The sequence below is a fragment of the Pelagibacterium sp. genome, from assembly GCF_035555455.1.
In the GTDB taxonomy this organism is placed as follows: Bacteria; Pseudomonadota; Alphaproteobacteria; order Rhizobiales; family Devosiaceae; genus Pelagibacterium.
The window spans coordinates 19203-28160 of record NZ_DATMGM010000065.1 but is presented as its reverse complement, the minus strand read 5'-3'; the positions used below and the strand labels follow the sequence as shown (position 1 = coordinate 28160).

Sequence of the window (8958 nt, the reverse complement as noted above, 5' to 3'; positions counted from 1 at the left end):
GGCAAGCCTATTCGTTTGGAATACTTATCTTTGGCTTAAAGCGCGGCAGCTGCTTAATCTCGATACATCCGCGATTGCCTGGCCGCCCCTTCGCAAGCGTAGTGCCCTAAAAGAGAGCTGAGTTGATGTCATCAAACTCTTTTGGGAACACCCATCCTTGGAGCACATCTGCCGTTGCTGCACTTGCGGGCGCATCTACCAGCATAATGCTTCACCTTAGAAGCATCACTCCATACTATATCACGGAAATATTCTGGCTATCCTCGTGCATTCTATGCGTAGCAATTGCAAATAAGATTCCAAGATCATCTATCAAATTGATGGCTCCGGCACTTATTTTTCTAACATCAACAATAATCTCAGTAATGATATCGGGATCATCGGGAACAAGAGCTTTTCAGATTTTCCTATGCATACTGGCGTTTTTCATATCTTTAACAATCACAACAATATTTTTCAGCGCCTTTATAAAAGCATTCCTTGCAACATCATCTATATTTTTTATTGCGTACTTCGTTGATTTCGCTCCATTTTTCCTGGGACTCACTGATTGGAGCCTCACTGCTTACGTAAGAGGATCGAATATTCGGATGGAAGGTCTGCTTGAAAGTCCAAATTACTTTGGCATGACCTCTTTCGGGACACTCGTGATTGCGCTTGCGTTCCATACTCGAGCTCAGGAGGGCATTGCGTTTAGCGCCGCAGCATTTTCCGGTGTCCTGCTCTCCTTATCTCGGGCGGTACTTCTAGCGTGTATCTTTATCATCGGATTGAGGGCCTTTTTGAATCCCAAAAAGGCCCTAAAGTTCGTCGCTGGCTTCATAGTGTCTGGGGGCGCGGCTATTGCGTTCCTGGCAGCGTTTCGACCATCTGCTATTCAGTCTGTATACAATCGCTTTTCAGATCAAGGAGGCGGAGCGAACGAACGCATCGAAGTAACGCTGGGGGCTATGAAAGCAGCGTTTGCGCCCGATCATATTTTATTTGGCTATGGCCTTTGGCCATACCGAGAATTTGGCTTTTCCGAGCCGCCGCATAACGCGTATGCAACAATATTTGTCGACCAGGGCTTGGTAGGGCTGGGAGCGCTACTTTCTTTTTTTGGTCTAACAGCTTTCCTCGTAGCCAAAAGCACAAAAGGGAAAGCGAGAAGGAATTTCTTTATATATTTGGCCGGATTAGCTCTGGTTTTACTGTTTAACGATTTTCATATCTACAGGGATTGGTGGGTTTCCCTGGGAGCAGTCTTGGGAATAGCTTTCTCTAGAACGAATGACGTTGGGGAAGGTCGCTCATGAGAGGCCGCGATCTCTATAATCTTACAAAAACACCACTTTTTCTACTAACCCTGATGTTTCGGGTCTTGCCCCGGAGACTCGCGGCAGGGCTCTGGCCTCTCTTTCACATCGCTCCGGGCATCTTGGGTGTAGGCCTGCGCTATGCGTTAGCGAAGAGGCTCGCTGCAAACGTAGGCACGTCAGTATACTTCGGTCCAAATATTACTATCATTGGGTGGGATAGACTTCACATTGGCAACAATGTGAGCATTCACCGCAACTGCTACATAGATGCATCGGGCGGCATATGGATTGGAGCAGATGTATCGATTGCGCATGCTTCCAGCCTCGTTTCGTTCAATCACACTTGGAATGATGAAACCCTGCCTATTCGTTCAAACCCGTTGCTGCATGAGCCCATACGCATTCTCGATGACGTTTGGATAGGGTGCGGCGTCCGCATTTTAGCGGGAACGACCATCGGTTCGAGGAGCGTTGCCGCAGCCGGATGCGTAGTATCAGGCAACTTTGAAGGCAATTCAATTATCGCTGGCGTGCCTGCCAGGAAGATTAAGGATATTTAGATGCGGGCCGTTTTCGTTCACGACCATCATTTCGTGGTCCGTGGCCACGAGGTGTATTCCGATAAACTTCCCTATCTCGTGTGGCAGCGCTATCTTTCCCAGTTCCAGGAGATCGTAGTCATTGGTCGGGCTGAGAAGGGAAGTTTAGACCACCAGGAACTACCGATATCAAGCGGTCCGGGCGTGAGCTTTCAATTTGTAGAGTCGGTTTCCAATATTAAGGCGCTTTTGTCAGGAGGGGGCAAGGCGGCAATAGAGATCGAGAGCGTAATACGTGACGCGGATATCGTGATAGCCCGGCTACCAAGTGAACTTGGATTGCTGTCTGCCCGAATTGCACGCCGCTTACAGAAGCCTTATATCGCAGAGACGGTTGGCTGCGCATGGGATGCTCTTTGGAACTATGGCTCAATCCAAGGAAAAATATATGCACCGTTACTTTTTGCCCGCATGCGGCTAGCTGTTTCCGCAGCTCCCTATGTAAGCTATGTTTCGCAGCGCTTTCTCCAGACTCGCTATCCTCATCCACGCGCCAGGCACGTCGTTGCGGTATCCAACGTCGAGTTGCCGGCGACCGATGATACCGTGTTAAAATCGCGGCTGGTCCATATCGCGACAACGTCTGAAAAGTTCATAATCGGCCTGATTGGGTCTCTCAAGACCCGATATAAAGGCGTTGATTTGGCAATTGATGCACTTGCACGCCTGAGAACAGTTGGAATCGACGCAGAGCTGCGAGTTCTCGGCGGTGGCGACCCGTCAAGCTATTCAGATTTGGCCAGAACCAAAAATGTAGGCGAGTATGTTCATTTTGACGGGCTTCTAACAGATCGACAATCGGTAATGACATGGCTTGATGAGGTCGATGTCTATATCCAGCCAAGTTTTCAGGAAGGCGTTCCAAGGGCCCTGATTGAAGCTATGAGTCGCGGATGTCCGGCTATCGGTTCAAGATGTGGCGGAATACCTGAACTCTTACCCACCGAAAATCTAATCCCGGTAGGTGATGCCACACAGTTATTCAAAAAGCTCCGACATGCCCTGGCATCTTCAGAATGGCGTGTTCAGGGCGCTAAGCAAAACATTGCTCGGGCTCAAAAATTCGATAAACGGACACTGGACGCTAAGCGCTCCGACTTCTTGGAAAAAGTGGCACTCGACATTCAGAGCAGACACCCCCGGATCGCCAAATGAATTCGGGCAAACGTTTCGCTCTCATCGGAAACCAGGCCTTTTCTCTGCTCAACTTCCGCGGGCCACTATTGGCTGAGCTTGTCGAGCGAGGTCACACCGCGTTTGCGCTCGCTCCCGATTTCGACGACGAAACGCAAAGACAATTCGCCCGGATCGGCGTGGAGACCGCAGATTTCTCGCTGTCACGCACCGGGCTTAATCCAGTGCGCGATATGGTCGACCTGGCTGGACTCGTCAAAGTCTTACGGCCGCTGCGGCTCGACTGTGTACTTTCTTTTGCAATCAAGCCCGTCATCTATGGCACCTTGGCGGCGCGATTGGCGGGCATCCCCCGGCGACATGCGCTGATCGCGGGGCTCGGCTATGCTTTTGCCGACAACTCAAACTCGCTCAAACAGCGCAGCATCCATCTAGCCGCTAAATCTCTCTATCGCCTGGCACTTGCTCAAACCGAAAAGGTGTTCATGCAAAATCCCGACGATGCAGAGGATTTTGTTCGCATGGGTCTTGTTTCACCGAACAAGATCGTGCCGGTCAACGGCACTGGCGTCGATCTTAGCGTCTGGACACCTGCACCGCCCGTCACTACTCCGGTCACCTTCGTGCTGGCTGCAAGGTTGCTGGAGGAAAAGGGGATCTTTCAGTTCGTTGAAGCCGCCCGACGCATCAAGTCGGAGTCTCCCGAGACACGTTTCATTCTCCTGGGTGGTCTCGATACCAATCCGAATGGCATCGCCCGTTCACAGGTTCAATCTTGGGTAGACGAGGGCCTAGTCGAATGGCCAGGTCATGTGCCTGTTCGCGATTGGCTCGCACAGGCCAGTGTGTTCGTCCTCCCTTCCTATTATCGCGAGGGAGTGCCCCGCAGCATACAGGAGGCCATGGCCATGGGGCGCCCGATCATTACTACTGACGCGCCAGGCTGCCGCGAAACCGTGATCGATGGCAAGAACGGGTTGCTCATCCCGCCCCGTGATATCGATGCGCTGGTTAAGGCTATGCGAGCCTTTATCGATCAGCCTGAACTCATCGTTTCCATGGGCCAGGCCAGCCGTGCCTATGTCGAAGAAAAGTTCGATATCCGCCAAGTCAACGCTACGATGATCAGCGCGATGGGCCTATGAATCGCAAGGCGACATCGCCTTTTCCTTCTCTTCCTATGACCGCATCGACGAAGCGGGCAATCTCATCAACACCCACCACGTCGAAAAGCCCGTCACCTATCGTGATCTGCTCAAGACCTGTAACATCGGCTGCCTGACCGCCATCTACGACACCGAAAAACTCGGCAAGGTCTATATGCCCGATATCCGCAAGCGGCAGGATTTCGGGCTCTGGCTGCGCATTCTCAAAATGGTCGATGCGGCCCATCCGGTCCCCGAAAGCCTCGCACAATATCGCGTCCGCGCCGGCTCCGTCTGCGCTAACAAGCTTTTGGCGGCCAAATACACGTGGTCCGTATATCGCGATGTGGAGAAGCTGGGCTTGGCCCGCTCGGCCTATTACTTTGCCCATTATGCGGCCCATGGTGTGCTCAACACCTACATACGGCCCCGTTTTGATTATTCTAATAAGACGGGATAGTTGGTATTGGCCCGGTTTTCGCCGCACGCAATTCCCGCATAAGGCGTCACGTTTCGCGAGGCGCGAGAAGCCGGTCGCGTGAGCCGGCAATGTGCTTATGCATCGTGTCTCGTGCCGCAGAGATGTCCTGATTCAAAATGGCCTGATAGATGGCGCTATGTTCCACGAAGACGTGTTGCAGGCCGTCACCCGCGCTTTTGAGGGATAACCCGTGAAAGCGCATGCCGACCGCGATGTGGTCTTCAAGCGCCTGCATGGCCGTCGCGAAATACGGGTTGGCCGAGGCGTGCGCGATGCTGAGGTGGAACATGAAATCGGCGTCCGCACGGTGCGCCTGCCGGTTGGTGGCATCGCGCAAAAGACTCAGCGCCGTCCTGATCTTGTGCAAAGCGTCCTCCGAGCGGCGTTCCGCTGCCATGGCGGCGGCTTCCGGCTCGATGGTCAGGCGGAAATCATAGCAGTGCTGCAGGTCGGAGAGGTTCTGCATCTGCCCAAAGCCCAGCGGCTCGCGGATGCCCTGTTCGCGCACGAAGCTGCCCGCGCCCCGGCGCGAGTAGATCAGCCCCTGGTCGCGCAGGCGCTGCAAGGCGTCGCGCACGACAGGACGGGACACCTGGAATTCGGCGGCCAGCACGTGTTCGGTCGGCAACCGCTCGTCCACGCCATAAGCGCCCGATTTGATGGCCTTCTGGATGCGCTCGAAAACCGTATCGGACAAACTGCGCCGCGCATTCAAACCATTGGACATGGATTTACCTCCCAGCCTTCGCTTCCCCTGCCCTGCGGACGATGTCCAGCAGGGCATCCGGCGCGCCAAACCCGCCGGATTTGGTGATTAGCTTGAACGCCTTCGTCTGGGCAATAGGCAGACCGGGCAGCGCTTCACCAAGAATTTCGAGCACGCCGATCCCAAGATGCTCCAGAACGGTCTGGGCCGTCGCGCCGCCGGTGACCAGCACCAGCGCATCTTCGAGGGGAGTGTTGCCGATCGTTTCGGCAAGCCGGAGCGCCACCGCCTGCGGGTCGGAAGACGTCTCCGCCTCCTGCGCCTGGATCACGGTCACGGCGCGCGCCGTGTCGATGGAGCGGGCGGCATGGCCGCCGGGCGCCGGGATATGGTCGACATCAGGATGCCCGCGCCGCACATGCTCGACCTGCGCAAGCGTTATCGGGTCGCGCGAGCCGATGAGCAGGATAATGCGGTGCGCGGAAACATCTGGCGGGGGAGCGGCATTCTCCGCCATTTGCCCGGCCATGGCTTCGGCCAGCCCGCGCGCGCCCACGGCAAGCGCATCGGGATAGGCGTGGAGTGCCGCCGCAATGTCTTTTTCGCTGGAGGTATCGGGGATGATGGCGCGCCGGGCATGATTCCCGAGCCTTTTGGCCACCGATATGGGCGTATCGATGCCGAACCCGGCGAGCATGCCGTCTTTCACGATACGTCCAAAAGCCGGGATAGCCGGCACGACAAGCGCCTTTTCAAACGCGATGGCATCGAGTTCAGCCTCGATGTTCCCCTTCAGGCGGGAGTCGACCTTCTTGACGATGGGCACAGCGGCAGGCAATTGGTCCACCACCCGGCGCACCCGCTCGCGGGCCGCTTGCGGTTCGATCTCGCGGCTGTCGGTTGACACGGCGAGCACATCGGCACCAACGGCACGCGCATTTGCCAGCCAGTCGGGCGATACGGCGACCACCGCTCTCAGGCCACGCGCCGCGAACGGCGCTGCCGTATCCAGAGCCCCGGTCAGATCATCGGCGATGATCGCCAGCCGCGTCATGGCGCAATTCGGTCCGCTCGCGCGCGCTGGGCCTGAATATCGGGATCGGGATCGAGATTTGCGGCCAGCAGACGCTGGGTATAGGGATGTTGCGGCGCCGAAAAGATCGCCTCGGTCGGCCCCTGCTCGACGATCTCGCCTTCTTTCATGACAAGGACCGTATCGGCGAAATCGCGAACGACGCCCAGATCATGGGCGATGAACAGATAGGATATGCCCAGCTTGGCGCGCAGATCATCGAGCAGCGCCATCACCTGCGCCTGAACGGACACGTCGAGCGCGGAAACGGCCTCGTCGCAGATGATGAGTTCGGGTTCGAGCGCGAGGGCGCGCGCAATGGCGATGCGCTGGCGCTGGCCCCCCGAGAACTGATGCGGGTAGCGGTCGCAATGGGAGGGCAGGAGTTCGACCTGTTCGAGCAGCTCTTCAACCCGGGCCCGCCGCGCCTTACGGTCCGGCATCAGGCCATGAATGTCCCAACCTTCCGAGATCAGCTGATAGACCGACATGCGCGGGTTGAGCGATTGGGTGGGGTCCTGAAAGACCATCTGGATCTGCTGGCGGATGGCCAGCAGGTCGCGCTGGGCCATGGTGATGAGATCGCGCCCTTTCCACAGCGCGGTGCCCGCGTCGGCCTGTTCCAGCCGCAGGATGACGCGTGCGAGGGTCGATTTGCCCGACCCGCTCTCCCCCACAACGGCAAGGCTCTGGCCGCGGGCGAGCGTGAACGACGCGCCCTTGAGGGCTGTGAAATTGCCATAGGTCTTTTCGAGGCCGGTGACGTCGAGCAGGACGGGGGCCTCAGGCTCCAGGTGGCGGATAGCGCCCTTGCCGGGCGCCGCGCTGATGAGCTTGCGCGTATAGGCATGCCGGGGATTGTGATAAACCTCGCGCGCCGTGCCTTCTTCGACGATCTCGCCCGCGCTCATCACGACGACCCGGTCGGCGATTTCGGCGACGACGCCCAGATCGTGGGTGATCAGCACCAGCGCCATGCCGGTTTCTTCCTGCAACTCCTTGAGCAGCGCCAGCACTTCGGCCTGCACGGTCACATCGAGCGCGGTGGTGGGCTCGTCGGCAATCAGGATGTCAGGCTTGAGCATCAGCGCCATGGCGATCATCAAGCGCTGGCGCTGGCCGCCGGAGAACTGGTGCGGATATTTCTTGAGCGCCTTTTCCGGCTCGGGAATGCCCACGCGGGTCACCAGTTCCAGCGCACGGGCCCGCGCCATCTCGATGGGGCGCCCATGGGCGGTCATCATCTCGACGATCTGCCAGCCCACCGTATAGACGGGGTTGAGGTGGCCGAGCGGATCCTGGAAGATCATGGCGATCTTCTTGCCGTTGAGAGCCCGGTGTTCCTCATAGCTGATCTTGAGGAGGTCCTTGCCCTCGTAGAAGATTTCACCGTTCACGATTTCGGCGGGCGGGGTATCGAGCAGGTTCATCACCGCAGAGGCCGAGACCGATTTTCCCGAACCGCTCTCGCCCAGAATGGCCAGCGTCTCGCCGCGATGGACCGACCACGACACGTTGCGCACGGCGTGGACGGTGCCGCGCGCGGTGTGAAAATCGACCGAGAGGTTTTTGACCGTCAACAGGGCTTCAGGCATCTGTGGACTTCCGGCTTTCGAGACGCCAACGCTGTGCGGGATCGAGAGCGATGCGCATCCAGTTGGAGAGCAGGTTAAGAGAAAGGGCGGTGATGACGATCATCAGGCCCGGCCAGAACGCCAGCCACCACGCGGTGTTGAGATAGGGGCGGCCCTGGCTGACCATCAGGCCCCAGGTGATGCTGGGCGGCTGGATGCCGATACCGAGGAACGAGAGCGAGGATTCGGCCAGCATGACGAAAGCGAAATCGAGCGTTGCGATGGTGATCAGCGTCGGGGCGATAACCGGCAGGATGTGACGCAAGACGATCCGGCGGTGCGACGCGCCCATCACCACTGCCGCCTGCACGAACATGCGCTCGCGCACTTCGAGCACTTCGGCACGGGTGGTGCGCAGATAGATCGGGATGCGGGTGATGGCCAGAACGAGGATCATGTTGGGGATCGAAGGGCCCAGCACATAGAGCACGACCACCGCCAGCAGCAGCGAAGGGAACGACATGATGACGTCGGCCAGCCGCATGATTATCTGCGAGGCGGTCTTTCCCACATAGCCTGCGATGAGGCCAAAGATCGCCCCTACGACGAGGGACATGGCCACCGCGCCGGCGGCGACCGCCATGGTGCTTTGCGCAGCAACGACGAGGCGAGCCAGGATGGGGCGACCCAGCGAATCCCCGCCGAGGACGAACATCCAGCCGCGCGACAGATCGAAGGGCGGACTGTTGCGCCCGCGCAGGTTCTGGCTGGTGGCCAGATCGCCCAGAAAGGCCGGGCCGAAAATGGCAAAGGCCATGATGATCAGCAGGACAACGGCCGACACGAAGGCGAATTTGTCGCGCCAGAGCATGCCAAGCATCACAGACGCACCCTTGTTCTGGTCCTTGGAAACCGGTTTTGCAGCCATGCTTTCGCTCATCCGTCT

Annotated in this window: 8 protein-coding genes; 3 read left to right on the top strand and 5 right to left on the bottom strand. The window is 57.6% G+C overall.

All coding sequences use genetic code 11. The features are described from left to right. Nucleotides 1-320: 320 nt before the first annotated feature. The 3 genes from VNS12_RS12785 to VNS12_RS12775 all read left to right on the top strand — a co-directional run bounded on the left by VNS12_RS12785 (nucleotide 321) and on the right by VNS12_RS12775 (nucleotide 4179). The gene (locus tag VNS12_RS12785) at nucleotides 321-1298 is read left to right on the top strand and encodes an O-antigen ligase family protein (protein ID WP_325488227.1); all 978 of its coding nucleotides are present in this window, start codon (nucleotides 321-323) and stop codon (nucleotides 1296-1298) included. A gap of 563 nt (nucleotides 1299-1861) precedes the next feature. Continuing rightward, nucleotides 1862-3055: a glycosyltransferase family 4 protein gene (locus VNS12_RS12780; RefSeq protein ID WP_325488226.1), complete on the top strand. Its 1194-nt coding sequence runs from the start codon at nucleotides 1862-1864 to the stop codon at nucleotides 3053-3055. Continuing rightward, the gene (locus VNS12_RS12775; protein WP_325488225.1) at nucleotides 3052-4179 is read left to right on the top strand and encodes a glycosyltransferase family 4 protein; all 1128 of its coding nucleotides are present in this window, start codon (nucleotides 3052-3054) and stop codon (nucleotides 4177-4179) included. Before VNS12_RS12780 ends, VNS12_RS12775 begins: the two co-directional genes overlap by 4 nt. On the opposite strand, the gene VNS12_RS12770 is transcribed toward VNS12_RS12775, so the two are convergent. From VNS12_RS12770 to VNS12_RS12750, 5 genes are all read right to left on the bottom strand, one after another. After that, on the bottom strand, nucleotides 4160-4426 hold the full coding sequence (locus VNS12_RS12770) for a hypothetical protein (RefSeq protein ID WP_325488224.1): 267 nt from the start codon (nucleotides 4424-4426) through the stop codon (nucleotides 4160-4162). The genes VNS12_RS12775 and VNS12_RS12770 overlap by 20 nt on opposite strands. A gap of 259 nt (nucleotides 4427-4685) precedes the next feature. Continuing rightward, the gene (locus tag VNS12_RS12765) at nucleotides 4686-5387 is read right to left on the bottom strand and encodes a FadR/GntR family transcriptional regulator (protein ID WP_325488223.1); all 702 of its coding nucleotides are present in this window, start codon (nucleotides 5385-5387) and stop codon (nucleotides 4686-4688) included. A gap of 4 nt (nucleotides 5388-5391) precedes the next feature. Further along, nucleotides 5392-6420 carry a four-carbon acid sugar kinase family protein gene (locus VNS12_RS12760; RefSeq protein ID WP_325488222.1) on the bottom strand — a complete coding sequence of 343 codons (1029 nt, stop codon included), beginning with the start codon at nucleotides 6418-6420 and terminating at the stop codon, nucleotides 5392-5394. Next, nucleotides 6417-8033, bottom strand: a complete 1617-nt coding sequence (locus VNS12_RS12755; RefSeq protein WP_325488221.1) for an ABC transporter ATP-binding protein — start codon at nucleotides 8031-8033, stop codon at nucleotides 6417-6419. The genes VNS12_RS12760 and VNS12_RS12755 overlap by 4 nt, the downstream gene beginning before the upstream one ends. Beyond that, complete coding sequence (locus tag VNS12_RS12750) at nucleotides 8026-8940, bottom strand: ABC transporter permease (protein ID WP_325488229.1); 915 nt, start codon at nucleotides 8938-8940, stop codon at nucleotides 8026-8028. The genes VNS12_RS12755 and VNS12_RS12750 overlap by 8 nt, the downstream gene beginning before the upstream one ends. Nucleotides 8941-8958: the final 18 nt, after the last annotated feature.

Excerpts from the sequence above, each read along its gene's own strand:
- VNS12_RS12785 (WP_325488227.1), top strand. The coding sequence starts at position 321 with ATGGCTCCGGCACTTATTTTTCTAACATCAACAATAATCTCAGTAATG.
- VNS12_RS12760 (WP_325488222.1), bottom strand. The coding sequence starts at position 6,420 with ATGACGCGGCTGGCGATCATCGCCGATGATCTGACCGGGGCTCTGGAT.
- VNS12_RS12770 (WP_325488224.1), bottom strand. The coding sequence starts at position 4,426 with ATGGGCCGCATCGACCATTTTGAGAATGCGCAGCCAGAGCCCGAAATC.
- VNS12_RS12765 (WP_325488223.1), bottom strand. The coding sequence starts at position 5,387 with ATGTCCAATGGTTTGAATGCGCGGCGCAGTTTGTCCGATACGGTTTTC.
- VNS12_RS12755 (WP_325488221.1), bottom strand. The coding sequence starts at position 8,033 with ATGCCTGAAGCCCTGTTGACGGTCAAAAACCTCTCGGTCGATTTTCAC.
- VNS12_RS12750 (WP_325488229.1), bottom strand. The coding sequence starts at position 8,940 with ATGGCTGCAAAACCGGTTTCCAAGGACCAGAACAAGGGTGCGTCTGTG.
- VNS12_RS12780 (WP_325488226.1), top strand. The coding sequence starts at position 1,862 with ATGCGGGCCGTTTTCGTTCACGACCATCATTTCGTGGTCCGTGGCCAC.
- VNS12_RS12775 (WP_325488225.1), top strand. The coding sequence starts at position 3,052 with ATGAATTCGGGCAAACGTTTCGCTCTCATCGGAAACCAGGCCTTTTCT.